This window comes from Paenibacillus tritici, from assembly GCF_013204885.1.
GTDB classification, from domain to species: domain Bacteria; phylum Bacillota; class Bacilli; order Paenibacillales; family Paenibacillaceae; genus Paenibacillus_AQ; species Paenibacillus_AQ tritici.
The window spans coordinates 1-26,232 of sequence record NZ_JABMKX010000018.1 but is presented as its reverse complement, the minus strand read 5'-3'; the positions used below and the strand labels follow the sequence as shown (position 1 = coordinate 26,232).

The 26,232-nt window shown below is 54.3% G+C and carries 28 protein-coding genes; 4 read left to right on the top strand and 24 right to left on the bottom strand.

All coding sequences use genetic code 11. From position 1 onward, the window contains the following. Positions 1–9: 9 nt before the first annotated feature. The 15 genes from HQN87_RS25880 to HQN87_RS25810 all read right to left on the bottom strand — a co-directional run bounded on the left by HQN87_RS25880 (position 10) and on the right by HQN87_RS25810 (position 13,873). Positions 10–1,299 carry an ABC transporter permease gene (locus tag HQN87_RS25880; protein WP_173139197.1) on the bottom strand — a complete coding sequence of 430 codons (1,290 nt, stop codon included), beginning with the start codon at positions 1,297–1,299 and terminating at the stop codon, positions 10–12. Continuing rightward, entirely contained in the window at positions 1,292–2,194 is a 903-nt protein-coding gene (locus HQN87_RS25875; protein WP_173139195.1) for an ABC transporter ATP-binding protein, read from the bottom strand. Before HQN87_RS25875 ends, HQN87_RS25880 begins: the two co-directional genes overlap by 8 nt. A gap of 3 nt (positions 2,195–2,197) precedes the next feature. Continuing rightward, positions 2,198–3,127: an ATP-binding cassette domain-containing protein gene (locus HQN87_RS25870; RefSeq protein WP_173139193.1), complete on the bottom strand. Its 930-nt coding sequence runs from the start codon at positions 3,125–3,127 to the stop codon at positions 2,198–2,200. Between the two features lie 14 nt (positions 3,128–3,141). Further along, entirely contained in the window at positions 3,142–3,537 is a 396-nt protein-coding gene (locus HQN87_RS25865) for a GntR family transcriptional regulator (protein WP_173139406.1), read from the bottom strand. A gap of 52 nt (positions 3,538–3,589) precedes the next feature. Further along, the gene (locus HQN87_RS25860) at positions 3,590–4,318 is read right to left on the bottom strand and encodes a hypothetical protein (protein WP_173139192.1); all 729 of its coding nucleotides are present in this window, start codon (positions 4,316–4,318) and stop codon (positions 3,590–3,592) included. A 246-nt stretch (positions 4,319–4,564) separates the two neighbouring features. Next, positions 4,565–4,960, bottom strand: coding sequence for a GNAT family N-acetyltransferase (locus tag HQN87_RS25855; RefSeq protein WP_173139191.1), 396 nt, complete (start codon positions 4,958–4,960; stop codon positions 4,565–4,567). Positions 4,961–5,619: 659 nt separating this feature from the next. Beyond that, complete coding sequence (locus tag HQN87_RS25850; RefSeq protein WP_173139190.1) at positions 5,620–7,143, bottom strand: DUF4179 domain-containing protein; 1,524 nt, start codon at positions 7,141–7,143, stop codon at positions 5,620–5,622. A gap of 19 nt (positions 7,144–7,162) precedes the next feature. Continuing rightward, the gene (locus tag HQN87_RS25845; RefSeq protein ID WP_173139189.1) at positions 7,163–7,672 is read right to left on the bottom strand and encodes a sigma-70 family RNA polymerase sigma factor; all 510 of its coding nucleotides are present in this window, start codon (positions 7,670–7,672) and stop codon (positions 7,163–7,165) included. A 183-nt stretch (positions 7,673–7,855) separates the two neighbouring features. Beyond that, entirely contained in the window at positions 7,856–8,320 is a 465-nt protein-coding gene (locus HQN87_RS25840; RefSeq protein WP_173139188.1) for a DUF420 domain-containing protein, read from the bottom strand. Between the two features lie 36 nt (positions 8,321–8,356). Then, positions 8,357–9,265 (bottom strand): cytochrome c oxidase assembly factor CtaG, encoded by a 909-nt coding sequence (gene ctaG, locus HQN87_RS25835; RefSeq protein WP_173139404.1) that lies wholly within the window; start codon positions 9,263–9,265, stop codon positions 8,357–8,359. A 25-nt stretch (positions 9,266–9,290) separates the two neighbouring features. Continuing rightward, the gene (locus HQN87_RS25830; protein WP_173139187.1) at positions 9,291–9,614 is read right to left on the bottom strand and encodes a cytochrome C oxidase subunit IV family protein; all 324 of its coding nucleotides are present in this window, start codon (positions 9,612–9,614) and stop codon (positions 9,291–9,293) included. 4 nt (positions 9,615–9,618) lie between these two features. Next, on the bottom strand, positions 9,619–10,245 hold the full coding sequence (locus HQN87_RS25825; protein ID WP_173139186.1) for a cytochrome c oxidase subunit 3: 627 nt from the start codon (positions 10,243–10,245) through the stop codon (positions 9,619–9,621). A 6-nt stretch (positions 10,246–10,251) separates the two neighbouring features. Beyond that, entirely contained in the window at positions 10,252–12,090 is a 1,839-nt protein-coding gene (gene ctaD, locus HQN87_RS25820) for a cytochrome c oxidase subunit I (RefSeq protein WP_173139402.1), read from the bottom strand. 129 nt (positions 12,091–12,219) lie between these two features. Continuing rightward, complete coding sequence (coxB, locus tag HQN87_RS25815; protein ID WP_173139184.1) at positions 12,220–13,269, bottom strand: cytochrome c oxidase subunit II; 1,050 nt, start codon at positions 13,267–13,269, stop codon at positions 12,220–12,222. A gap of 415 nt (positions 13,270–13,684) precedes the next feature. Beyond that, positions 13,685–13,873: a hypothetical protein gene (locus HQN87_RS25810; protein ID WP_019913840.1), complete on the bottom strand. Its 189-nt coding sequence runs from the start codon at positions 13,871–13,873 to the stop codon at positions 13,685–13,687. 526 nt (positions 13,874–14,399) lie between these two features. Here HQN87_RS25810 and HQN87_RS25805 point away from each other — a divergent pair. Continuing rightward, entirely contained in the window at positions 14,400–14,738 is a 339-nt protein-coding gene (locus HQN87_RS25805; protein WP_173139182.1) for a DUF4870 domain-containing protein, read from the top strand. Between the two features lie 81 nt (positions 14,739–14,819). Beyond that, complete coding sequence (locus tag HQN87_RS25800) at positions 14,820–15,767, top strand: diacylglycerol/lipid kinase family protein (RefSeq protein WP_173139180.1); 948 nt, start codon at positions 14,820–14,822, stop codon at positions 15,765–15,767. A gap of 311 nt (positions 15,768–16,078) precedes the next feature. On the opposite strand, the gene HQN87_RS25795 is transcribed toward HQN87_RS25800, so the two are convergent. Genes HQN87_RS25795 through HQN87_RS25780 form a run of 4 tightly spaced genes read right to left on the bottom strand, consistent with a single transcriptional unit; the run spans position 16,079 to position 18,712 of the window. Next, positions 16,079–16,654, bottom strand: a complete 576-nt coding sequence (locus HQN87_RS25795) for a xanthine phosphoribosyltransferase (RefSeq protein WP_173139178.1) — start codon at positions 16,652–16,654, stop codon at positions 16,079–16,081. A gap of 43 nt (positions 16,655–16,697) precedes the next feature. After that, positions 16,698–17,003, bottom strand: a complete 306-nt coding sequence (locus tag HQN87_RS25790; RefSeq protein ID WP_173139176.1) for a hypothetical protein — start codon at positions 17,001–17,003, stop codon at positions 16,698–16,700. Between the two features lie 41 nt (positions 17,004–17,044). Continuing rightward, the gene (locus HQN87_RS25785; RefSeq protein ID WP_173139174.1) at positions 17,045–17,863 is read right to left on the bottom strand and encodes a TrmB family transcriptional regulator; all 819 of its coding nucleotides are present in this window, start codon (positions 17,861–17,863) and stop codon (positions 17,045–17,047) included. 36 nt (positions 17,864–17,899) lie between these two features. Then, positions 17,900–18,712: a zinc ribbon domain-containing protein gene (locus tag HQN87_RS25780; RefSeq protein WP_173139172.1), complete on the bottom strand. Its 813-nt coding sequence runs from the start codon at positions 18,710–18,712 to the stop codon at positions 17,900–17,902. Positions 18,713–18,934: 222 nt separating this feature from the next. Between HQN87_RS25780 and HQN87_RS25775 the strand changes: the two genes are divergently transcribed. Next, complete coding sequence (locus HQN87_RS25775) at positions 18,935–19,309, top strand: hypothetical protein (protein ID WP_173139170.1); 375 nt, start codon at positions 18,935–18,937, stop codon at positions 19,307–19,309. A 286-nt stretch (positions 19,310–19,595) separates the two neighbouring features. Continuing rightward, the gene (locus tag HQN87_RS25770) at positions 19,596–20,258 is read left to right on the top strand and encodes a GTP pyrophosphokinase (RefSeq protein ID WP_173139400.1); all 663 of its coding nucleotides are present in this window, start codon (positions 19,596–19,598) and stop codon (positions 20,256–20,258) included. Between the two features lie 103 nt (positions 20,259–20,361). Here the strand turns inward: HQN87_RS25770 and HQN87_RS33125 are convergent, their stop codons facing one another. From HQN87_RS33125 to HQN87_RS25745, 5 genes are all read right to left on the bottom strand, one after another. Further along, the gene (locus tag HQN87_RS33125) at positions 20,362–20,658 is read right to left on the bottom strand and encodes an IS3 family transposase (RefSeq protein ID WP_367272811.1); all 297 of its coding nucleotides are present in this window, start codon (positions 20,656–20,658) and stop codon (positions 20,362–20,364) included. A gap of 47 nt (positions 20,659–20,705) precedes the next feature. Then, a complete protein-coding gene (locus HQN87_RS25760) occupies positions 20,706–20,993 on the bottom strand; it encodes a transposase (RefSeq protein WP_173139166.1) in 288 nt (95 codons plus the stop codon). A 442-nt stretch (positions 20,994–21,435) separates the two neighbouring features. Continuing rightward, the gene (locus HQN87_RS25755) at positions 21,436–21,801 is read right to left on the bottom strand and encodes a hypothetical protein (RefSeq protein WP_173139164.1); all 366 of its coding nucleotides are present in this window, start codon (positions 21,799–21,801) and stop codon (positions 21,436–21,438) included. A 16-nt stretch (positions 21,802–21,817) separates the two neighbouring features. Beyond that, the gene (locus HQN87_RS25750; protein ID WP_173139162.1) at positions 21,818–22,606 is read right to left on the bottom strand and encodes a hypothetical protein; all 789 of its coding nucleotides are present in this window, start codon (positions 22,604–22,606) and stop codon (positions 21,818–21,820) included. Between the two features lie 39 nt (positions 22,607–22,645). Continuing rightward, positions 22,646–25,735 carry a DEAD/DEAH box helicase gene (locus HQN87_RS25745; RefSeq protein WP_173139160.1) on the bottom strand — a complete coding sequence of 1,030 codons (3,090 nt, stop codon included), beginning with the start codon at positions 25,733–25,735 and terminating at the stop codon, positions 22,646–22,648. Positions 25,736–26,232: the final 497 nt, after the last annotated feature.

Genomic DNA, 26,232 nt, shown 5'->3' with positions numbered 1-26,232 from the left:
TGTCCAACCCTAAATCTTATAAGCCTTCATAGCCTTTCTAATTTCCTTAATACTAGGGCGCTTGCCGTACATCAGGACGCCGGTGCGGTAGATCTTGGCGGCAAGCCAGCCGAAGATGAAGGTGGTGACCAGCAGGATTAACAGTGAGACCATGATCTCCCAGAAGGCTACATGCCCGACACCGATCCGCAGCAGCAGGCTGAGTGGTGAGGTGAAGGGAACGAAGCTGGCTACCTTAACCAGTAGGGTATCCGGGTTCGAGATGCTGAACAGCGGCAGGTAGAAGCTGACGAAGCCCACCATCATGACCGGCATCACCGCCTGTCCCAGGTCCTCTGTCCGGCTGACAATCGAACCGACAGCCGCATACATCAGAGCGTACAGGAAGTAACCCAGGATATACAGGATGAAGCCATACACCAGAATTCCGGCATTCAGTTGTCCCAGATCCAGATTGAAGTCGGTCAGAATGCTGGAATTATGCGGCAGCATCAGGTTGAGAGCAATACTGGCCGAGATAATGGCGATCTGCAGCAGGCCGACGAGGAAGATCCCGATCACCTTGCCGAACATCTGTGTCAATGGGGATGCGCTGGTGATGAGAATCTCCATGATGCGCGAGCTTTTCTCCGAGGTAATCTCAGCGGCAATCATGTTGCCTGTCATCATCACGGACATGAAGAACAGCATCAGCAGGACGTAGACCACGACATAATTGATCACCGGCTTGACTTCATCCTGATCTGTACCACCCGCTCCTCCCGTGGCACTGAGCTGTTCTGTATCAAACGAGACCGGAGCAAATATAGCAGCTACCTGGCTCTCCGTCAGCTTGTCACCGACAATCAGTCCGGTATTCACCTGCTGCAAAGCGGCTTGAAGATTCGTTCTTAATTCGCTGTCGATCTCTCCGTCTTTGCTGTGATACGTAACCGGAGGCACCCCTACACTGCCCTTGTCGGCAAAGGTAAGATACCCCTCAATCTTCTCATCCGCCAGCCCTTGCTTAAGTGCAGCATCCTCTGCGGAAGGATAGGCCGTAAATATGACTTTGTCCTCGGCCTCAGCCGGTGGTGTATAGGCCATAAGCAGCTCCGCAGGCTGGAAGCCCTGCGCGGCAACGATTCCGATCTGTGTAGCCTCCTTGGCGCCATTTTCTCCGTTGAACACCTTGATCAGATAAGGAATATTCATCCCGATGCTCAGCAGGAGCACCAGAATCAAGGTGGTAATCATAAAGGATTTCGTTCTTACCTTGTTCTTGAATGTGAAATTGATAATGCTGCCCATTTTATTCATTGGATTCACCCACCGCTCTGATAAAGATTTGGTTTAGTGTCGGTTCCTTAATCTCGAAATGCTCTACCTCACCTTGAGCCATAGCCAGCTGCAGAATGCGCTGCGCCGCGCCGATCTCACTGATTGACAGCAGATATCCCCGTTCCAGGCGCTCCACTCTGGTAACTCCGGCGATCTCTGCAAGTCCGTTCACTTCCCCGGTGGTCCGCAGTGCGACCTGCTCGCGCGGGTACCCCTTCTTAATCTCACGGATATCGCCCTGGACTACGGTGTTCGAGCGGTCAAGAATCGTAATATTGCGGCATAACTCCTCTACATGCTCCATCCGGTGGGTGGAGAAAAGAATACTCGTCCCCGAATCCCGCATCTCTCTGACCGTATCCTTCAGCAGCTCCACATTCACCGGATCGAGGCCGCTGAAGGCTTCATCCAGAATCAGAATCTTCGGCTTATGGACGACAGCTGCGACGAAGCCCATTTTTTGCTGATTTCCCTTGGATAGCTCCTCAATCTTCTTATTGTAATATTCAGGAACATCGAACCGCTCCAGCCAGTAACGCAGGCTCTTATCCGCCTCACTTGCGGACATGCCGCGCAGCCGGGCCAGATAAATAATCTGGTCGCTTACCTTAACCTTCGGATACAGCCCCCGCTCCTCTGGAAGATAACCCATCAGATGCTGAAGCTCCGCACTATACGGCTTGCCATTATAGAGGATGCTGCCTTCATCCGGGTAGATCAGACCGAGCACCATACGCATGGTCGTTGTTTTGCCGGCGCCGTTCGCACCCAGCAGGCCATAAATTTCGCCTTGCTCCACCTTCAGACTGATTCCGTTGACTGCGGTCTTCTCACCGTACTGCTTCACTACCTGTTCCAACTGCAATGCTTCCATTCCTTATTCCCCTCTCTTCTGGTCGATCAGAACCGGACGATGTCCCCGGGTCCATAAGCTTAGGATTTCATCCAGCTCCAGGCTGCGGTTCTTCAGTACCTTTACGCCCAAATCCTGGATGCGTTTCTCATACAGATAAATTTGCTGGGTCAACAATGAGGCCACACCCGGCGTCTCCAGCTTCAGCTCCAGCGCCTGCGGGAGTTCGGCTGCCAGTTCCTGCAGTTCCTGCTCTCCCTCAATCTGAACCCATATTTCACTCCATGAACCAAACAGACTGTCCTTCTCGGTCATTCCCAGCAGCTGTCCCTGGTGCATCAGCACGATATAATCTGCCAGCCGCCGGACCTCTTCAACAATATGGGTCGAGATGATGATCGTGGCCTCGTGTTCATCCATGTATCTCTGCAGCGTCTCAATCATGATCTTCCAGGCAAAAGGGTCCAGGCCCGAAGACGGCTCATCCAGCAGCAGCAGACGGGGCTTCGCCGCCAGCGCAGCGGCAATCTCGAACTTGCGGCGCTCGCCCTTGGACATCTTGCCCAGTCTGGCGTTGTGCGGCACTTCAAACTTCCCGATCAGCTCCTCGAAGTATCCCTGGTCCCAGGAAGGATACCAGTGACGGCGGAATTCTGCAGCCTCAGCGGCTGTCCAGAAGTTCTCCTCACTCTGGGATACCTCCGGCACATAAGCCATTTGCTGGCGGAGCTTCAGCGGCAACCCGTCCACGTAAGCTTCCCCGAACCAGCGGACCTCACCCTCTCCAGGGAAACTGAGCTGCATCAGCAGGTGCAGCAGAGTGCTTTTGCCGGAGCCGTTCTGGCCTACCAGTGCAGTGATATATCCCTGCGGCAGGCTAACATTAAGCGGCCCTATCGTCTTATGCCGCCGCTTCTTGCACACATTCCGCAGCTCTACAGCTTGCTCTACCATGAGCTTCTCCCCCTTCATTCCCGTTTGCCGTATTTGTTCTTCACAATCTCTGTAAACATCACTGTCAGTTCTTCCTCACTGCAATGGACGGACAAGCCCACGTCGACGGCACTCTCCAGCGCCTTACGGATCACATCCTGCTTATAGCCCTCCATGGTACCGTCCCCTACATGGGATACGAAGGTGCCCGTTCCCTGTCTCGTCCGCAGCAGACCCTCATTCTCCAGGTCCTGATAGACGCGGCGGACTGTAATGACACTGCACTTCAAATCACCCGCCAATTCCCGGATCGAAGGAAGAAGTGTCCCTTCTGTGATCGTGCCCGAGATAATCAGTGATCTTAGCTGCGTCTCAATCTGATGGTATAACGGCTCTGCGCTGTTCTCATTGATTTGAATGGGTATCCACATCATTCACACCCGCCTTCCAGGCCCGGTCCCCGGATGATCGCCATGCCCCGTCTCATACGAGATCACGGCTCTTCAGCCGGTGAATCGTCCATTTGGAGAACAACTGAAGCGATACTAGGCCAAGCACCAGCGCGCCCCACATCAACGGAGACCCTAGCCCCCACTCCTTGGAGACAGCCGCACTTGCAAGCATCATATTACCTCCAGCCAGATAGACCAGCCCTGTAGCGCCTATCGCCAGGATCATGATGATAGCCATGGACCAGAAATAGGCTTTGCCGCTGACCGAGAACTCAATCACAATGTACAGCCCGGAGACCAGCAGACTGAAGCCAACCCAGGTGAAGGTGAAGGCAAGATACGCAGGCACCGGCAGCTCACTGCGTATCCCCGGGCTGAGCCAGTAGATTAAGCTGAAGTACAGCGTGCCGTTCAAGGCAATGGCGAACAGCGCGTTCAGCTTTCTTTTGCACAGGATAACCTCAACCGGCACTGGCAAAGCACGCATATACGCCAGCATCCGGGTGTAAGAATCTTCAGACAGATATTTCATCGTCCGCCGGGAGAAGCTGATGCTGAGCATCAGAATCATAGTAATCATTAGAACATCGCTTAGCATCCGCACTGTACTTCCGGTGAGCGTATCGTCAATGACCATTCCGGTAATCGCCGAGAAATATCCCATGAACACCATGGAGAACAGCAGTGCCCAGAGCAGCTTCAGCCGGTCGCCGTGAAATTCACTGCGTACGATAACCCAAGCATGCTTCAACGTTGTCATAACCTCTCGCCTCGCTTTATTAGTCTCAAGCAGCAGACAGCAGATCCATAAGTTGCAGTGTGTATCTCTCTGTGCTTACTGTATATATCTATATACACAGTATATGACCTGCCTTTTCCTCTGTCAACCCACAACCTCCAAACAGACTGAAATTCGTGATCAGCCCCGTCTATACGCACAAAAAAAGCCCCGTGCAGGGCAGACTTCGGCATTATTAGCAGCAGACCGCAAAATTGAAAGCTGGGGTTAAACTTTTTTCCTCCATACTCCGCCGGAACAAGGTGTGAAGCCACTTCGGGTATACAGCGAGGTGTGTCTGGAATCGTAGGTCAGGGTCACAATTTCTAGCCCGAAGCGTTCCGCCTCTTCCAGCAGCTTTTCCACTAGAGCCTGGCCTAATCCTTCATTCTGATAATGAGGATGCACTATGATATCCTCCATATAGCCATGCTGCAGTCCCATACCTGATACATACCCGAAGGCTATGAGTTCATCGTTCACCTCACGGACCCCCGCCCAAAAGTTGCATCTCTCAAATAAAACAGGGTAATCCGCATGCCGGCCGTCCCAGCCTGCCCGTTGTCTTAACGTTGGCACTTCATGTGGTTCAATCGGCAGATTTATTACAACCTTATGGTTCAACGTATTAACTCCTTTACTTTAGATTTGAAAATACTCCATTTGTTATAAGGCCTTCCACTATAGTCCCACCCGCCGGAACGGAGCCTCTTTCCTAAATAAATAATTTTGAACAACCAGAGGTTCGTTATCCTAATTATGATCTATTTGATGCTGGATAGTCACTTCAAGTTGGGCTTGGACTCCCGATCTTGCCTTCAAACAAGTGGAATTTGTACATCTATTTCGGGCCACTGGCACACTTACAGAAAATTAGTTGGATAAACAACACCTAATTCGTCCCATTTAAGATGATTTAATGAAATCAGGATAATTAAGTGTACTTTTTCCAACTGTTGCTTCCAAATAGTCCAACTCGGCAGAATTAAGTGCCTTTTTTCCAACTGCGTTCCCAGCCTGTCCTGCACTCCACCCTTTGCACTCCACCTTTGCCTATTACCCATCCACTCTACGGCATAGCGCCCATTGCCCACCCACTCTGCGTGAAAATGTACATAAGCAGCATTATAGCAGCGCAGGAGTACCACCTATCACAGCCAAAAAGCCCATCCACCGCCCCCGCAGTAGCGGAGCAAATGAACAGGCTTTAGCAGGTCCAAGTACTGGAGATTCGTCTATCCGTTTCAAGGGATACACGCTTGTGCGATATCTGCAGTAAGCTGCTATTTCTTGGAGAATAACTCGATACTCTGCGTCTCCAAAATCGGATTCCAAATGCGTTCAACGGATTGGGTAAGCGGCTGCGGGTAATCTGCGGCTTGACTGCCAAAAAATAAACTCATCTCATTGACTCCCTCCCCATCGCTAGAGGTCGTGGTGCCGCCGAAATTGTGTAGTGCAGTTTCCCGATTCGTTCTTTCATGCACCTGCCCGTTAGCATCGGTAAATTTGTCGGCTAGTCCTGCGCCAATGTACTCCGCCTGTACCGCCCCTTGCGAATCGGTATAATAAAATAGCTTACTCACTTTGCGCCGCAGCAGAATCTCTGCCTCTGTTGCATGATGTTCCTTCTTTGAAGTGACAATTTCAAAATCGTCTGTCGGCGCTTCAATCACCTGCTGCTTGTTCAGATCGACCACAAATTTCATGCGGTCCGGCTCCAGCGCCGAGATACCTTCAATCTTCAGTATGGCGGAGTCCGGCTGGTTAAGCTCGGTATGCCTGAACACCAGCGTTGCCTGCGAGCGGTCTTTGAACACCTCGGAATTATCGGCCGTGATTCTGCCCGGATAAACCAACTTCTCTGTTTGGCTCCCGGTTGTTGTGATCAGAACAGGATTAAGCAGGCTGAAAATCTGTTTGGTATTCGCCGGGTCATACTCCAGATCAACATAAGTATTGAGCGGAGTATACTGTACTTGGCGCACTTTGATCTTTTGCCCGTCCACGGTAAGCGTGCGGTTTACAGGCAGCGTATGCTCCTCCCGGTCTTTGAATGGGTCCGGTTCAAGCTGGAATGATACCTCCATGCTGGTCCGATACTTGTTGCTGCTGGAAGTAAGCGCCTGGTCGGACGTTCCAGTGAGAATCAGAGTGAACTTCACATCCTTGGAATAGGCGATGGAAGTCGGATAATTGGTGGAATAAATAAAATCCTTGCTTTGGCCGGGCTGAATCCGGGAGTCGGTGTCGTACGCCATTTCCAGGGCTGCGCCTCGATGCGGATAGGGCACCTCGAAATCGCCGAATTGAATTTTCGTATCCGCAGGAATAACTTCTTCATCCGTATCGTTGTGCACATTGAACAGGATGTACACTTTACGGCCATCTGTGACGGCGCCATCCACATCCATACGGTATCCATTGTTTGTTGCGCTTTGACGGACCGGCTTTACCAGATTTCGTTCCAGGATGTCGCCAACCACCCGGTTCGTTAACGGCTGTTTGCGATAGGCCGCAAAATCATTCCAGCTTGTGGTGCTGGCCGCCTGCACTGAACCACCGAGGCCGGAATCATCTGTACCTCCGGTCGGCAGGCCGATGGAGAAGATTATCAGAAAAACGGCTGCGGCCGTGGCTAATACGGTTCCCGCCCCATAGGAATAGAAACGTCGTTTGCTGCGTTTTTTCCCATTATTTATTCCGCTGCGCATGGCATGATAAATTTTCATTTCCTGAATCGACTCTGCATTTAGATGGACCTCCTGAGCATCCTGTTTCAGGATACGTTCTTCTTTTTCCAACATTTCAGCACCTCCCATAGGCTCACAAATAGTTCCGCAACAGCTTAAGTCCTTCACGCAGCCAGGTTTTGATCGTGCCTTCGGGCTTATTCAGTACCTTGGCAATTTCAGGGGTCGTCATATCCTGGTAATACTTAAGCATCACGACATGCCGGTATTTCGGCTTCATCCGGTTCATCGCCCGCTCCAGATCGAGACGGTCGCTGCTCCTCATCTCGTGGGATTCCTTGTCCTCCAGCTTCTCCGCCGGAACGACGCGTTTTTTACGCCGCAATTCATCCATGCAGCAGTTGATAGTAATCCGCAGCAGCCACGGTGTGAAGGCCTGCTCGTTTTTGAGCTGTTTGCGCTTCATCCAGGCCCGGCACGAGGCTTCTTGCACCGCTTCCAGGGCATCCGCTTCGGAACGCAGATAGCTGTACGCGATCGCATACAGTTTACGGTGCTCGACCGCAAGCCGTTGAAAGAATTCCTTTTCATCCATCCGCGCAAGATCTGCTGTATTTGCTGTGTTCATTGTTCTCTCCACCATTCACCACCCCCTCTTCCTTGTTGTGTCCGTCTATGGAAGAAGCCGCCTCGAAATATGTTTTCACAAGTAAGACGGAGCAGAACGTAAAAACGATTGATTTATATTAAAAAAGCCCATCCACCGCCCCCCGCAGTAGCGGAGCAGATGAACAGGCTTATTCCTTATCCCCAAGCATTCCTTCAGCTAAGCGCCCAGGATGATCTCCCAGACCGGCTTCGTATGTCCGCCCGGATAGAGCATGTACAGCAGCACATAGACGGCTACTCCGGTGATGGCGGTGATGAACCAGATGACGGAGGTCACTCTTCCCCATTTGCGGTGTTTGGCATACTTGGCCTTGAAGCCTAGCGTCAGCGTAGTGATGCCGAATACGGCAGCTACGGTTGCAAGCACAATATGGAAGATCAGGAAGACATGGTAGATCGTCGTCAGTTCCTCCGGCCCGCCCCAGGAAGTATTGCCTACGAATATCGTTCTTGACGAATACACCAGGAAAAAGAGAATCGCTGCCACCGCAGCCGCAATCATCGTCTTCTTGTGTGCTTCGCGTTTGCCTTGAATGATCTGTCTCCAGCCGATAGCCACCAGCAATGCGCTAATAACAATGAATGATGTGCTGATCGTCGGAAACAATGTGAAAATATCCATGCATATCCCCCTCGGTACTTACCAGCTCATAATAGGTCAGACCTCCTCCGCAAGTGCAGAGGATGGCGCGGACAACTCGGTGTCCTCTTGTCTGTTCTCTTTTTTATACCAATGATAGAACACATAAGCAAGCATCGAGGCAAAAATAAATTCCTGAATGAACTTCATCACGATGCCGCCGACCTGCTGATCTACCTTGGGGGACAGAGATCCGAAGAAGCCGGGACCGCCAAAAGCCTGCAGCAAAGCAGCCGGACTCTGCGGCACACAGTAGCCCATCGCCTTCGCCCAGGTGCCCGGATCACTATAAGTGGCATACAGGGGAGAACCGGCAAATATAATCAGCCCGCAGGCCGGTGTAAGCAGGACCATATTCATAAAGATAAAGCCCACCTGACCCAGACCGCTAAGCGCCCGGTATTCGGGCAGCGGGTTGATCAGATTCCACCACATTAACGCCGAGGTCAGGAACAGGACACCATAATACAGACGGTGGACCGTGAAGTGCAGCATGACATAATCATGGATCACCGGGATATGATAGAGCGAAAACAGCCCATTGAAGAGCAGGGCGGCCACGACGGGCTTGGCGAGAAAAGCAAACCCCTTCAGCGGATTCACCCGCAGCAGGGCGCGCCAGCACCAATCGGGAATGCCCAGCATAATCAGCGGTACCGCCACCAGATAGGACAAGGCCATGCTGACCATATGGAAGGAGAACAGGATGTGCCCCAGCAGACTGACAGGTCCGCCCTGTGCCAGGTAGAGGGCCAGCATTCCGCATAAGAACAGCCCCCTCCGCCAGAAGGGGACTGCAATGCTGCCCTCAAAACGGGAGGCCAGCGGACCGATCAGCACAAAATATCCGGCAGTCAGAAGGAGCATCACGGCCAGAAACAGCGGGCTCCATAGTTCAGTAAAGCTGAAATATTGCAATCCCGGTATCATCGCGAGACCTCCCCGGACAGAATTAATCCCACCATACCCAATAGAGCGCCATTATGATGGAGGTGCCTGCGATAAAAAATCCGCCCAGCATGAAAATAATCGGCAGCATATGCCCTTTGTCCTTCAGATGCATCCAGAAGCCCATCTGCAGGAACACCTGCAGCACAGCCATTACCAGCAGCAGGATGATCGCAAAGGTAGCATTGATACCTCCGGCAGCCACCGCCGCAAAAGCAATCAGTGTCAGGACAACCGAGAACACAAATACAACAATATGCCGTTGCGGTCCTTCCGGCCGGTGCCGGTGCTTCACCGCAGAATCTGAAGAAGGCTGCTTTGTCGTCATGGCTTCAGCCCACCTTTCCGAGCAGGTATACGACCGTGAAGATAAAGACCCATACCACATCAATGAAATGCCAGTACATCGCCGACACGTAGATCTTCGGTGCGGTAACTACCGTCAAGCCTTTGTGCATCAGCTGGCCGATCAGCACAGCGATCCACATAATACCGAAAGCGACATGCGCACCATGGAACCCGACCAAGGTATAAAAAGCCGAGCTGAACGCACTCGTGGTCATCCCGAATTCCTCGTGCCTGATATATACGCTGAATTCATAAATCTCCAGGATCAGGAACCCGAGTCCGAGCAATACCGTGACCAGCAGCCAGTTCCGCAGTTGGGCAATATTGCCCCTGTGCATCGCCTGGATGGCGAAGACACTCGTCAGACTGCTGACCAAAAGCAGAAGGGTCGCTAACGCAACCAGCGGCAGGTGAAACAGTTCTGCTGCCGACGGCCCCTCATTCGTCTGATTGCGCAGCGCCAGGAAGGTAGCGAACAGGGTGCCGAAGAGCACCGCTTCTCCTCCAAGGAACAGCCAGAAGGCCAGTACCTTATTGCGTCCTTCCAGCGTCGCTTTCTCTGGTTCATGCGGGAGTGTTCCGCCCTCCGCTTCAGCGTGTGCTGTCGTCATATCCGCTCACCTTCCTTCCAGCTCTTCGGGTTCAATATGCCAGCCGTGATCGTCGAACAGTGACCGCATCAGCATTGACCCGAAGGTAATTAGGAGTCCCAGCGCAGTAACAATATAATTATTGAACAGAAAGCTCATGATGCTATTGTTGAATTCATCGCGGCTGAACATGAAGCCGAGACCGGCAATGAAGATCCCAACGGACATCATGAACGGCAGTATCGTAGCCGAAGGCATATGAATGGAACCTACCGGTTCAGCCGGAGTCATAGCCTTGGCCCCAGCCATCTTCTCTTTCCAGAAGGCATCCAGGCCCCGCACCAGCGGCGTCTGCTTGAAGTTATATTCCGGCGGCGGGGATGGAATGGTCCATTCCAGGGTCCGGCCGTCCTCCCACGGATCATTCGGTGCGTCTGCGGGCCGTCTGGAGGTCAGGAAAATATTCACCAGGAAGATAATCATGCCGACACCCATCAGGAACGCGCCGACTGTACTGACCAGGTTAAGCAGATCGAATTGCTGGTTCGGCAAGTAGGTGAATACACGCCGCTGCATCCCCATCAGTCCCAGGAAATGCTGCACGAAGAACGTTAAGTGGAAGCCGATAATGAAGGTCCAGAAGGTCCACTTGCCCAAAGCCTCGCTAAGCATCCGCCCGAACATCTTGGGCCACCAGTAGTGAAGTCCGGCAAACAGCCCGAGCACCAGACCGCCGACAATAACATAGTGGAAATGCGCCACTACGAAGTAAGTATCATGGAACTGGAAGTCCGCAGGCGCGGAGGCCAGCATAACCCCGGTGACTCCGCCCATGGTGAAGGTGGGAATGAAGCCCGCCGCGAACAGGTTAGGGGTCGTGAAGCGTACCTGCCCGCCCCACATGGTGAACAGCCAGTTGAAGATTTTGATCCCTGTAGGAACGGCTATCAGCATCGTAGATACGGAGAACAGGGCGTTCGCTACCGGACCGAGGCCGGTGGTGAACATATGATGCGCCCAGACCATGAAGCCCAGGAAGGCGATCAGTATGGTGGCGAAGACCATGGAGCTATACCCGAACAGCCGCTTGCGCGAGAAGGTCGGAATGACCTCGGAGATGATCCCGAAGGCCGGAAGAATCAGAATGTACACCTCGGGATGGCCGAAGATCCAGAAGATATGCTGCCACAGTACGGGATTCCCGCCTCCGGCAACATTGAAGAAATTGGCATCCAGAATCCGGTCGAAGGTCAGCAGCACAAGGCCTACTGTAACTGCCGGGAAGGCGAATAGAATAATAGCTGAAGTAATAAACGTAGCCCAGGCGAACATCGGCATCCGCATGAAGGACATCCCCGGTGCGCGCATCGTGATAATGGTCGCCAGGAAGTTAATGCCCCCAATCAGTGTACCGAGGCCGGCAATCTGCAGCCCAATGGTATAAAAGTCCACCCCGTGCGTCGAGCTGTAGCCCTTGCCGGAGAGCGGGGTATATGCGGTCCAGCCCGCATCAGGCGCACCGCCCATCACCCAGCTGAGGTTAAGCAGGAGACCGCCGAACAGGAAGGTCCAGAAGCCAAGGGAGTTAAGAAAAGGAAAGGCTACATCCCGCGCGCCGATCTGCAGCGGAATAACCGCATTCATCAGCGCGAAGATGACCGGCATCACTCCAAGGAAGATCATGGTTGTGCCATGCATGGTGATCAGCTCGTTGAAGGTCTGGGCATCCAGAAAGGTATTCATCGGCTTGATCAGCTGAATACGGATCAGGATAGCTTCCAGGCCGCCGATACCGAAGAAGAGGCCGCCGGCCCAGAGATACAGGATTGCTATTTTTTTATGGTCGACAGTGGTGATCCAGTCCATAAGCCCGGTATGCCGCTTGGCGCTGTGGCCGGGCTTCAAGGGCTGGGAGGGATGCAAGGATTGCGCTGCATGAGCCAAAGAACGTACCCCCTTTATCAAATATGCTGCTTCCGCTTCAGGTTATAGGCTTCATTCCAGCGTATAGCCGGCCAGGAATTCGGCAATTCCGTCAATCTCTTCGTCGCTTAAGCCCATGTCCTTGGGGTTCGGCATCTTGTTGCCCGGCTTCACACTCTGCGGATCATGCAGCCAGGTCTTCAGATTCTCCAGGATCGGTGCTCCGTCCTCGCGCGTATCGTCATTGAGCAGAATGCCGGCGACTGCTTCACGGGAGCCGATTCCGGTCAGGCTGGGAGCCACCGGTGAGGCTGGCATACTTCCAATCGCATGGCAGCTCAGACATTGGGACTTGAACTTCTCGGCAAGCGCCGGGTCATCCGGCATCACAGACTCCGGCGCCTTCATAGAGGCGATCCACTTCTCGAAGGCCTCCCCGCTGACCGATTTCACCTTGAACTCCATGAATCCGTGGGAAGGTCCGCACAGCTCCGCGCATTTCCCGCGGTAAACGCCTTCATTCGGCGCACTGAAGCTGAAGCGGTTGACCGTGCCGTCCGGATTGGTATCCATCTTACCGGCGAGTGAAGGTACCCAGAAGGAGTGCAGCACATCCGTGGTGCTCAGCTCGAAGGCGATATGCTTGCCTGTCGGAATAATCAGATCCTGTGCGGTCGTCACTCCATAATCCTTATATTCAAATTCCCACCAATACTGGTGGCCGGTCACTTTGACCTTAATCGCATCCTTGTCGTCCGAATGATCATTGCCGGCAGCAAACACCACCTTCACTGTGGGGATCGCCAGCACCACTACGAGAATAAGCGGGATGACCGTCCACAGTACCTCCAGCTTGAAGCTGCCTTCCACCTGCTTGGGAATTTCATTCTGATCCTTCTTCCGGCGGAAGCGAATCCATACATACGTGGCAATGGAGAAGACGACAAGAAGCACCACGATCATAATCGCGATCGACAGCTTCATCAGTGCATAAGAGCTTTCTGCCACGGGTCCCTGCGGTCTGAGTACCGACAAGTCCTCCCGTCCGCACCCGGCAAGAAGTAGTCCAAACGCTGCGGTCATGGGAAGAAGCCGCTTTCCAGCCTGCCCTATTTTCATCATTGATCTACCCCGCTTTTCCCGATTTCGTAGATTAGAGTATTATCCTGTCAATTATAACAATCACTATTAATATAAGTTCGGCTCACTGTTTTGTCAATCGTTCACAACAATTTCACATAATGATTTTGCAAACGTAGAAAGCTTGTCAATACTGATTTTAAAAGCGCTTTCAAAATTACAGGAAAACTGTTAAACTACTTGTGAAGCGTATTCATAGGTAATTGTGTCTATTAATTCATTTGACTAATCCGTTGTCCGCGCACCCGTACGGTACACTTAATCAGGTATACAAAAAAAACCGATTCCAGAGGCAGCAAGCTGCCCGGGCACGGTTTATGAGAATCCTCATGGATGTTATAGCTTGAATGTTTAGTTGTCAGTATCAAACAGCACGAAACAGAATAATCCTGTCGCTCTAAGAAACGGAAGAATTCATTCTAACCAGCTCATGCTCCACAACCATGGTCAGTTCTTCCTCATAACCTCCCGTAATCCGATACTTCCGGACGTACTCCTTCACAAATTTCTTGGGATCTTTGGGCCGGAAAATGCGTGTCATTTCCCGTAGACTTTCCTTGACTTCGTTATGACCTTTACTTGCCATGATCAGTTCCCTCCCAAAACATTGAAAATGAATGCTCCGTTGTAGAGAATGCATGATGAAAAGTTCGCCGTAACCCTGAAATGCAAGTAAGAAACCATTACACATACGCGGCTTGCATTACCCGTCCAGACTGCCACTTCCGTATATCCGGAAATCCGCCTTGCCGGTGAAGCAGGTTCGTCGTGATTTGGGCTGAGAGTAAGGATGTCCCACACAATAGACACCTTGACACTATAGTTACCCGAAGAGCCACTTGCTGAATCACTCCTTTCGGGCCTTATCGTTATATTGTATCATATTATGGTTCAACTTCCACCTTTCCATGTAAAATATGCAAGTGGAAATTTTTATATACTATGCTTGCCATCCTGTTTATGCACCTGTCAATTAGCCTTCCCATTGCCAATTAAAATTATGGGACAGCATCTCTTGGCAGCTCATACTTTGCCCGGACCCCTCATAGGCTTTTAGGGAAGAAGCATCCATATTCCATGCCTTTTCTCTACAACCAAGGAGAGTGAGCCCTGTGTCGCCTTTCAGATCTTCCACCGGACTGCCCGAGAACCTTGCCGCGGCCTTGTGTTATTTCTTCCCGTTCATCGGCGCGGTTGCCTTCCTTGCTCTGGAGAAGCGCAGCCGCTTTGTCCTGTTCCACTCGCTTCAATCCCTGATTGCCTTCGGTGCGCTCATGGTAGCCCATGTACTCAGCGGCTTCATTCCGCTTCTCGGGGATCTGGTGGGTGCCCTGATCTCCCTCTGCAGCTTCGCGGTCTGGCTGCTGATGATCTACCACGCCCTGGGCGGCAGATGGTTCAAGCTTCCCTGGGTGGGGCCCATCGCCGAAAGCCAGCTGCGGCAGCTATAGCACAAAAAGATTCCCTTTTGCCTGTCCGCTCCTTACAATGGTACTTGGACATACAGGAATCTACAGGCTGGGGGAACATCCATGTACTTGTTCATCATAAATTCCCGCTCAGGCGGGGGAGCGGGGCTGCGGACCTGGCACACGGTCCAAGCCTTGCTTGAGGCGCGGACCGTTCCCTATGAAGCACTCTTCACCCGGAGTGCTGACAGCGCAGAGGGCCAGGTGCTGCAGGCCCTGGCCCTCCGCGAGGACTGGCGCGCCGCCATTGTCATCGGCGGCGACGGCACGATCCACAGTGTGCTGGGCGCACTGCGGCGCAGGGGTGTCCCGCTGGGAGTCATCCCGGCGGGTTCGGGCAATGATACTGCGCGCGGGTTCAGCATCCCGCTGGCTCCAGAGGCAGCGCTAGACACCGCGCTGCAGGAGCGCTGCCTTGAAGCCGATCTGCTCTCGGCGGCAGGCAGGCTCACCCTGACAGCCGTTGCCAGCGGCTTCGACGCCCAGGTGGCCGTCAATGTGAACGGCAGCCGCTACAAGCGGCTGTGCAACGCTATTGGCGCCGGCCGCCTGGCCTATATCATCGGCATTCTGCATACGCTGATTACCTTCAAGCCCTGCCGCGTAAGCGTGACCTGCGACGGGAAGGAGCAGAGCTTCGACCAGGCCTGGCTGGTCTCGGTCTGCAACCTGCCCAGTTACGGCGGCGGGCTGCTGATCTGCCCGCAGGCGGAGCCGGGCGACGGCCTGCTCGACGTCTGCGTCGTGCATGGGGCCAGCCGCGTTCAATTGCTGCGGCTGTTCCCTACGGTGGTGAAGGGCAGGCATACAAAGCTGCCCTACGTCACTATGCTGCGCGGACGCAGCGTAGCGGTCCGCTTCGCGCAGCCGCGCCACGCCATCGGCGACGGCGAAGCGCTCGGCACGGCGCCGCTGAGCGTGCGCTGCGAGCCGGAGGCGCTTCGTGTGCTCTCTCCACTGGCAGCAGCGGCTGTGGCGGGCACCACCGGTTCCTGCCACGCGAGCGGCTAGGCCTGGCGCTATTATAACTTCCTGCAGAACGCCCCCTTAGGGATGAGATGGTCTTTTCCTCTCCCTCAGGGGGCTATCTTTGTTTCAGCAAGGTCACAACAAAGAAGGTTTTCCTCCTCTGACTGGAAGGTGATTACACCCGGTTTCACTTTCGGGCGGAGTGGCCTAAAGCCTTCCACTCAACAAACAACAGGCCCCCGGAGATCATCCGGGGGCCTGTTGTTTGTGTGTCAAAATATGATAATTCATCTGTTTCACACGATAACTTATCAAGCGGGCTGAACCGGCCGTAGCAGCCTGGCCTTAGTCCGCTATTCCTGGACGAAGCCCACGGCTCCGTCGTCCAGTGAAGCAATCCGCACCAGTGATTCCACGCGGTAGCCTGCTTCCTTCAGCAGCCGGTGGCCGGGCTGGAAGGATTTCTCGATCACAATACCAATGCCGGCCACACTGCCGCCCGCCTGCTCAACGATCCGGGCCAGCCCGAAGGCGGCTTCGCCGTTCGCCAGGAAATCATCGACGATCAGTACGCGCTCGCCGGGAGCGATGAACTTTTTGGAGACGGTAATCTCATTGGTTTCCTGCTTCGTGAAGGAGTAGACCTTCTCCACAAAGATATCTTCCGTCAGCGTCAGCGACTTCTGCTTACGGGCAAAAATCAGCGGCACTTCAAGCTCAAGCGCCGTCATAATACCGGGGGCAATCCCGGAGGATTCGATGGTCAGCACCTTGGTGACCCCCTCCCCGGCAAAACGGCGGGTAAACTCGCGTCCCACCTCACGCATCAGGAACGGGTCCATCTGGTGATTCAGAAAAGAATCCACCTTGAGCACACCTTGAGCGAGAACAATACCTTCGTTTATTACCTTTTGTCTCAATAGCTCCATCCGTGCTCCTCCTCTTCCCTTCCATGGACCCGGCTTCTAAGGCTTACAGCCCTGTTGGTTTCTGGGGCAGTAAATTGCCGACAATCGACTTCAGCTCGCTCTCCGGCTTGCTGCTCTTCTTGCCGTTGTCAAAGCTGGTAATGCGAATCTCGGAATACGTCTCTCCCGGTGCCACTGGCTTAAAGATCCACTTCTCCCGGTCATCCAGCCGCACATTAAACTTCATATCCTTGAACATTTGCACCAGCTCTTGTTCTGCCGGGGCTGCTCCCTCTTCCAGAAACAGCAGTCCGCGCAGCGGCTTGACGCCATCTGTATGCTGCACCTCAAAATGAACGATACACTCCATGCTTGTCACCTCCCTTGCGCAGTCACCTCAGTACCTCAGGGCTACTCCGCCGGCTCTTCCCCGGTCTCCTCCTGGTCCTGTGACACGTATTTGCTGTAAATCCGGCTGTAGCGTTCCCCATACCGTCTCTGCAGCTCGGGTCCCATGTCTTCCTCCAGCTCGAACAATACCATTTCCTGTGTAAAAGATTTGAGCAGCAGCTCCACCAGCACCGGATGCTCGGTCACCACCGCCTGGGCAGTTCCATCCTCATAACGCATACCGAGCATGCACCAGCTCCGGTCAATGACGAAGGAGAATTTCCGTCCGACGCTGCGCTGCGGCTTGCCCGGAAGGGGCGGCCATACCGGATACGGTGCCGGAACCGCGTCGCCCCCGTCAAAAGCCCACAAGAGCTTAACTCCCCGCAGCTCCGCCTGCGCAAGCTCACTGCGCAGCAGCGAGGCTTCCTCGCGCCACACATCGACCACGATCTCCTGGGCGGCAAGATTCAACTGGCGAATCAGCTCCTCCATTACATTACGGTCACCCTCCACGTTATAGAACGAAGGGCTGACCGGACCTCCGCGCGGCATTTCACTCTCCATATACGCAAGCGAAGCCTGCACCCGGCCGGATATCATCGTGGCCAGCTCCTCCGGGTCCAGCACACTATAGCGTGCCGGCTCCCCTTCTCCGCAGCGCACGTAGCCTTGCTGGGTCAGGCGCTGAAGCGCCGCGTATACGTTCGATCTGGATACTCCTAGCTGCTTTGCCACTTCGTAGCCCGAAGCCTGGCCTTTGGTTGCCAGCTCAACCATAATTTTGGATTCCATCTCTGTGAAACCCAAATTGCGCAGATGCAGCAGCAACTGTTCCATCTATGTTGTCCCCCTAAGCTGTCTGTCTAACCCTGTCTATATTTGTTCCGAGCCGCAGCGCGGGCACCACATGGAGCCTTTGGGCAGATCGGCGCGGCAAATCTGGCATTTCACGATCTCCCGTGTATCCGTTTCGACGGCCACTGTCTCCTCAGCAGGCTCGCTGGCCTTCCAGTCCCGGATCCGGCGGTCCAGCTCGAGTTGCCGCTCCCGTTCACGTTCCAGTTCATCGGCCTCCCGGCGGCTCCGGTCAGAGCCCGCGATCCCTCCGTCATAGTCCTCCGGTTCTTCCTCATCTTCAATCTCCGGCAGCACCTCAGCATACTGGACTCGCGCTTCGGGTCTTCTAGCCAGCTCCCGTTCCGCTTCTGTCAGCTCTTCTTCGCCGTAGTATTGATCTTCCTCATCTTCATGCTCATGTACAGTATGCACTGTCACCGTAGGTGCAGCAGGTGCCGTAGCGGCCGCAGCCACAACCGGTTCCTTACGCAGCGAGATTTCTTCCAGCTTGCGCCCGCAGTGCGGACAGAAATTGGCATCCAGCGCTACGATCTTGCCGCAGGTGCACAGGCGTTCATTCCTCAGTTCGGCGATTCTTGAGCGCACACCCTCAATTTTCTCCTGCAGCTTATTACAGCCCCGGGCCAGCTCGATCATCTGGCCTTCGGCCACCGACATATCCCTTGAACGATATCCCTCGTAGAAAAGCTTCCCCATTTTCAAAAATTCAATTTGCATCTCATGCTCAATGTCCGAAATCTGCCCATTCAGCTTGCTCACTTCCACCGAGCTTTGCGCTTTTTCACTCACCCGGCTGGCACCGTCTTTAATGCGTTGCAGAAAATTCATTGTAGTTCCTCCTTCTCCAGAGTGAGAATAGGCTGATTCGCAGCCGCATAACCCCTTGCATTCTTACTTATCGCTCCGTGCAGCACTTGGAAACGTGACTCTATCATACCAAAAGTCCCGAATAGATTCATTATTTGTCGTCATGTGGTAAATACCAAGTAGAAGCGGCTGTCCGATCCTATTGGGACATGTCGTACATTATCGAATAATGGAGGGATACATTTGCCTGACGATAACCTTAACCGATATTTCGTCTCTGTGAATCACGGTCTGATCCAGGAAGAACGAAGCGACTCCAATGAGTATGAGGTTCTGCTGTCCGGTGACGAGCTTACCGTGCTTCAGGATCTTCTCACAGGTCTGGCCAGCGGGGATGACTATGCCTTCCGGCGTGCTTTTGTCCCCTACAAATCTGCCGATCATGACGATGCCGCAGAGCAGTTCGATGACGCCACCATCCGCCTGTTCCAATATCTGCACGATCACGGTACCGACGAGACCCGCCGCCAGATTGAAGGATTGAACGTCCTGCATAAGCTGGAGAATACGGGTTATCAGGACGAAGGATATGGCTCCGGCTCTCCCACCAACAAATAATACTGAACACCTCTGCGCGCTCCCGGCCGCTATTATGCCTATACTGTGCTAATACGCGGCTTAGCGCAGAATGTTTCTCTTCCGTCCGGTTATGGTTTTATTTTGCGTCCGGGGTTGTACATCGGTTAAAATAGAATCAGATCAGCTGCAGGCGTACTGTATGAGATTGCCGTAGTCATCCGTTCATTGTCTACAGTCACAAATAACTAAATCCGGGAGAGTTTCAGTGGAAGAAAACGATAGTACACAAGTAACATTGAACAAGTTGCAGGTCCATGTGAAGGATATGCAGAAGTGGCAGATTAACGAGGATTTCGCCAAGCAGATTGAGAATTTCAAGGCTTTGCCGGCGCTCTACCGCCATGCTCTGAATGAGCTTGAGAATAAAATTGATATCATCCGGACCGAATGGCAGGTGCGTGACGGCTTCAGCCCTATCGAGCATGTGAAGTCGCGGATCAAGGAACCGAAGAGCATTGTGCAAAAAATGGAACGCAAGGGCCATGAGTTTACCCTTGATAATATGGAGCAGCATATCCATGATATTGCGGGAATGCGGATTGTCTGCGCTTTTGTGAAGGATATCTACCGGCTGGTCGATCACCTGTGCGCCCGCGAGGATATCCGTGTGCTGGAGATTAAGGATTATATCGCCCACCCCAAGCCGAACGGCTACCAGAGCCTGCACCTCATCGTTGCGATTCCGCTGGTGCTGCTGGACGGTACCCGCTGGGTGAAGGCGGAAATGCAGCTGCGCACGCTGGCGATGGATTTCTGGGCCAGCATGGAGCATATACTCTATTATAAATTTGACAAACAGCTGCCTTCCCATGTGGCCGAGGAGCTGAAGGAGGCTGCACGCGCCGCCGATGAGCTGGATCAGAAGATGCTCCGCTTACGGCGGGAGATTCTGGAGCTGTCGGAAGGCAGCGCCCTTCATGAACCTTAAGTATTAACGATAATTACAGGGATAATGAGTGTACAGAGACAGTGAATTCTTATATTTAGGCCTTAGGGTAGCATTCGTTGAAAAGAGGAGCATTTATGCAGCATTAATGCTCCTCTTTTCCGTTATGTTGCCCCTTTTTTGTGGATTGAGGTGCCCTTTTTGCGTTACAGGAGCGCAGGCCCAGTTCTCTCATGTACTTTCCTATGGTACGTTCGCTTATCTTGTATCCCTCACGCTCCAAGAGAATCGTGATTTTGGGGCTACCGTACCGACCCTGGGAGGCATCAAAATGATAGGCGATCCGCTTAAGCAGTAACGCTTTGAGGATGGCCTGGGGGGTGGGCTTTGCTGTTCTCCATTTGTAATAACCGCTCCGTGATACCTGAAAGACGCTGCACATCTTCTCCACTGGGAACTTGGAGCGATGATCTTCGACAAACTGAAATCTCAGTTCTTTGGGTTGCTGAAGATGTGCGCGGCTTTTTTTAGAATGGCCAATTCCTCCAGGTCTGCCAACTGCTGGTCGCGTTCCTTCAGCTGGCGTTGCAGCTCTCTGACTTTGTCCGGGGTGGACTCACTTTGGAACGACCGGTACTTCTCCAACCACTGGTACAGGGTTTTGGCAGGAATGTCCAGCTCCAGGGCGAGTTCCGCCACCGTCTTGGTTTGCTCCTGGATATACTTTACGGTCTGTATTTTATATTCTTCATTGTAGCTTCTCCGTATTTCACTCATGTGGGCAACCTCCTCGTTAATCTCATTATCCCTAATCTCTTAACGGGTGTCTCCAATTAACACTGACAGAACTTCTACTCCTCATTCACGCTTCTGGCCTGCTTTTGGCAGACTCAGGTGTACTTTTGCTCCTCATTTACGCTTCCCGCCTGCTTTCGGCAGCTTCAGGTGCACTTCTGCTCCTCATTTACGCTTCCGGCCGGCTTTTGGCAGATTCAGGTGCACTTTTGCTCCTCATTCATGCTTCCGACCGACTTTTGGTAGCTTCAGGTGCACTTCTGCTCCTCATTTACGCTTCCGGCCGGCTTTTGGCAAATTTAGGTGCACTTCTGCTCCTCATTCATACCTCCGACCGGCTTTTGGCAGATTCAGGTGCACTTTTGCTCCTCATTCACGATTCCCGTCGACTTTTAGTAGTTTCAGGTGCACTTTTGCTCCTCATTTACGCTTCCCGCCTGCTTTTGGCGGTATCAGGGGGATTTATCCCTTTCATTCTCTCACACAGCCAACTTTCGGCCACATCAGAGGGATTTATCCCTTTCATTCTCTCATACAGCCAACTTTCGGCCACATCAGAGGGATTTATCCCTTTCATTCTCTCATACAGCCAACTTTCAGCCACATCAGAGGGATTTATCCCTTTCATTCTCTCATACAGCCAACTTTCAGCCACATCAGAGGGATTTATCCCCTTGATTCTCCCATGCAACCAACTTTCGGCCACATCAGAGGGATTTATCCCTTTCATTCTCCCATACAGCCAACTTTCGGCCACATCAGAGGGATTTATCCCTTTGATTCCCCCCATACTGTCGACTCCCGGCCTACAGCTTATTCAGACCCGCCGCACGTGCGGCAGCGGCCTCTGATACCCGGCGCATCAAGAGAGCAAGCCCTTCACGCGCCTTGGGGGTCTGCGGCAGGAGTGCGCTCCAGTCCTCCTCCGGCTCTATCACCTCAGGCATAGCCGGAAACGGCCGGGAAGAGATCTCATGAAACAGCGGCCCGGGCTGATGCAGCGAGCCTTCAGCAGCCGCCTCGGCCAGCCATTCTCCCGAGGACACGGCCGGACCCTTACGCTCCAGCCGGGCCAGCTCGGAGGCCAGCGACACAGGCGCAGGCGCGCCCTCTTCTTCAATCCGCTCATTCTCCTGCTCCGCCCAGAGGGCGAACACGCCGGTGAGCAGCTCCTCCTTGGACAGTCCGCGCAAGGCAAACGCAAGCAGCGGCTCCTTCGCCAACTGCTGCCTGATCCGAAGCAGCACCTCTCCTGCGGGCAGCAGGCCCGTCCCCTGTTCATCAGCCGCCTGCTCCAGCTCGGCATCCGCAGGCAGCACATCAAGCCTTGCCAGCCCGCCGTTAAGACTGCCTTGCAGCAGATCATACAATTCACCCGGATGCGCGGAGAGCTGAAGCAGCACTTCATTCTTCCGCGCGGGCAGCCACTGCGGCAGATGCAGAGTGAGCACCTCCCGGTGCACCTGCTTTTCTGTTGTTGCCCCGGCTTTGCCGTTAACTCTGTCTGCACCGGCTGATGCCGGGCTCCCCAGACTCCCGGTAGCCTTGATCAATCCGGGCAGCACCTCCAGCCGCAATTCCAGCAGTTCTTTCATAGATGCTCCCCCTCCTTCTTCCTTACAATCTAATTCTATCTACATCCAGTCCTGGCCCTGCAGCTCAATCAGCTCTTTCAGCTCATGGTTGGACATCTCGGTCAACCAGTTCTCGCCGGAGCCGACCACTTGCTCGGACAGGCTTTTTTTGCGTTCAATCAGCTCATCAATCCGTTCCTCCAGCGTCCCCTGGCAGATCAGCTTATGCACCTGCACATTCTTATGCTGCCCAATGCGGAAGGCACGGTCCGTGGCCTGGTTCTCAACTGCCGGATTCCACCAGCGGTCATAATGGAGCACATGATTGGCCCTTGTCAGATTGAGGCCTACGCCCCCCGCCTTGAGCGACAGGACGAAGAATGCAGGACCTTCCCCCTCCTGAAAAGCATGCACCATCTCGTCACGCTCGCGCTTCGGGATTCCGCCATGCAGGAACAGCGGCGTCTGCCCGTATCTTCGGGCCAGACGGCTGACGAGCAGCTCGCCCATCGCCACATACTGCGTGAAGATCAGCGCAGATTCGCCCAGCTCGGAGATGCTGTCCAGCACCTCGAACATGACATCCATTTTGCCGGAAGGCTCACTGCGCAGGCTCCGTCCCTCATCCTTGCGGAACAGCTGGGGATGATCGCAGATCTGCTTCAGCTTGGTCAGGGAAGAGAGCACCAGTCCGCGCCGGGCCATACCGGAACGCTCGCCGATGACACCGAGCATCTCATCCACCACTCCCTGATAGAGCGCGGCCTGCGTCTCCGTAAGCGGACAATAAGACTTCAGCTCAAGCTTCTCCGGCAGATCCTTGGAGATATCCGGGTCACTCTTGAGCCGCCGCAGCAGGAAGGGGGAGACCAGACGGTGAAGCTCACGCAGCCGTTCGCCGCCTTCTCCCGATACGTAACGCTGCCGGAAGGAATGGTAGGTCCCCAGATAACCCGGGTTGAGGAAGTGGAAAATCGACCACAGCTCGCCCAGCCGGTTCTCCACCGGAGTCCCTGTCATTGCGATCCGGTGCGGCGCAGTTAGCTTCATCACACTCTGCGCCTGCTTGGTGCGGTGATTCTTGATATATTGGGCTTCGTCCAGCACAACGGTTGACCAGCGTACCCCGGCCAGATCCTCGCTGTCCCGGCCAGCCAGATGGTAGGTGGTCAGCACAATCTCATGGCTGAGCGCAAGCTCGGTGAAGCCCTCGCCGCGCACCCGCCGTCCCCCATGATGAATATGCACACTAAGCGAAGGCGCAAACCGCTGTAGTTCCCGCTGCCAGTTCCCCAGCAGTGAGGTCGGGCAGAGGATCAGCACAGGCTCCTGCTTCTCTCCCGGCGGTGCATTCAGCGCCCGGTCCAGCAGGCAGGTGATGACCTGCACGGTTTTGCCAAGGCCCATATCATCGGCCAGACAGACCCCGAAGCCCAGGCTGCTGAGCGCCGTCAGCCATTGATAGCCCCGCTCCTGATAAGGCCGCAGCGTTCCGTTCAGATCCTCCGGTACCGGACGCATCGGCATCCCGCGCAGCACATCGCCATGCATGAGGGAGGCCAGCAGGCCGGAGGTCTCCATGCCGGTAACCGACATGCCTTTCCACAGCCTGTCATCGCCATCCTCAGCCTCCAGGCGCATCCAGTCGGCTGCTGTCATCTCCCCGCTCTCGCCACGCTTAATGTATCTCAGGACCTGACGCACTTCCTTCGGGTCCACTTCAATCCATTCCCCCCGGAAGCGTACAAAAGGTACGCCCGCTTCCACCAGGGCATTCAGCTCATCCTCAGTGATGTCCGAGTCCCCCAGTGAGGCCTCAATACGGAAGGAGATCAGCTCCTCCATGCCCAGCGCAGACTGGACCGGACCATCGGTTCCGCCCACCGGGGGCTGCATCTTCATTCTCATTCCAATCCGCCGCCGCCCTTCACGGCTCCAGCGTGAAGGCATCTGCACTGTAATTCCCCGTTCACGCAGCTGCTGCACACTCTCTTTCAGGAAGAAATATAGCCGCTCCGGGGACAGCTCTACCCCGCGTGGAGCAGGTTCAGCCAGCGAACGCTGAATGTCCGGCGAACTCTTCGCCGCCCGTCCCAGCGCAGCAAGCAACTGCTGCTGGATGTTGCGGTAGCGCTTGCCCCATAGGGTGAATTCCCGCTCCCGGCTGCTCCAGACCGCTTCCGCCGGAAGCCAGAATTCCCCCTCCTCCCGGCTCTCCGCCCAGAACGTCAGCTGCCACTGCTCGCTCTCCTCCGCCGGCGGCTCCAGCCGCAGGCCCAGACTAAGCTGCCCGCTGCGGGCTTCCTCAGTCTCGAAATGCGGCACCTCATGGCCCGCCGTATCGTTCACAACGGTCAGCAGCTCAGTTACCTCAGCCGGAGTCCCCTGAACAGGGATATCCCGGCTGCCGGTAAGCAGACTGTTCCACCACAGCTCAGTCAGCGGAGAATAGCCGCGGCGGTAATTGGCCTTATACGGCGCCAGCGCACTCTCATGGGCTGCAACCACATTCTTGATCTCGGAGGTCATGACCGCCTGCAGGAAGGAATAGAGCACATATCCGCCCGCTTCCTCGCGCGAGGACAAGTCCCCTTCCTCAGCTACATGAGTGCCGAGGGCCAGCACCGGCATGGAAGCCGCCATCTGCAGGAAGAATTCCTTGTCCGCCTCTTCCCGAAAAGCAGGCGACCAGCATACAGCGGCCGCCTGCTCGCCGCCGCGACGCCGTGAGCCTACCTTGCGCGGCGGCTGGGCACCGGGCACAATTCCGCCCTTGCCCATTAGTTCGAGCGCAAACCGGGCGGCTGCGGACCAGTACCGCAGCTCCCCCCCAGGCTCTATGCCTTGGGCGCGGCTGGCCTGCTCATCCCAGGATAGGAGCAGCTCGAAGGCATCCTTCGGGGTCAGCGCCAGCCCTTCGAGCGTGCGCCCTGGCAGTGCGCGCCGCGCCGGCTTGCCTTCCACAGCGGCGGCGACAGGATATTTCACCTCTGCCAGCCGCAGCGCAGCACCCGCAAATGGACGCCAGCCGCTGCGGAGCTCCAGCCGTTTGATCACGCGTGTCCATGCGTCGACCTTCGGCTCAGAGGTTTCACCCGAGAAGCAGAATAAAACGTCCCCTAACCATATTGCATACAGATGCTTATTCATTGATGATCTCCATTCTTTTGAGCAAACAGAAAGAGCCAGCCCTTCCGGTCCGGAAGACTGTATCCTTCTCCGCGAGAAATATATTATGAAGGTGTACGGACTGCACCACTGCTACCTGTACAGCCGTTCCATCAGCGTCATTACGGCAACTTTTTTCTTCATCCCTTCATCTTATACGAAAAAGCCTATATTTAAAAACCTTTCTGCGCTTTTTCTGTGATTTTAGCAGATTTTTCTGCAAATCTAAGGCAAACGCAGCAAATCACAGCCCCGCTCCCAATCCAGGCGCGTCCAGGTGGATATATGCCGTCAGGCGGCCGCAACTCTAATCGCCCGGTCGATTCGCCAACAACTAAGTGGGAAACAAGTGGAAAATCGTTAAGCCTGTTGATTACCTATATTCTGGTAATTAAATCAATAGCATGGGCTAAATAAATCTTCCACTCCACAGGTAGCCTTTGCAGCGTAAATAACCGATCAAACTCGGCGAACGTTAA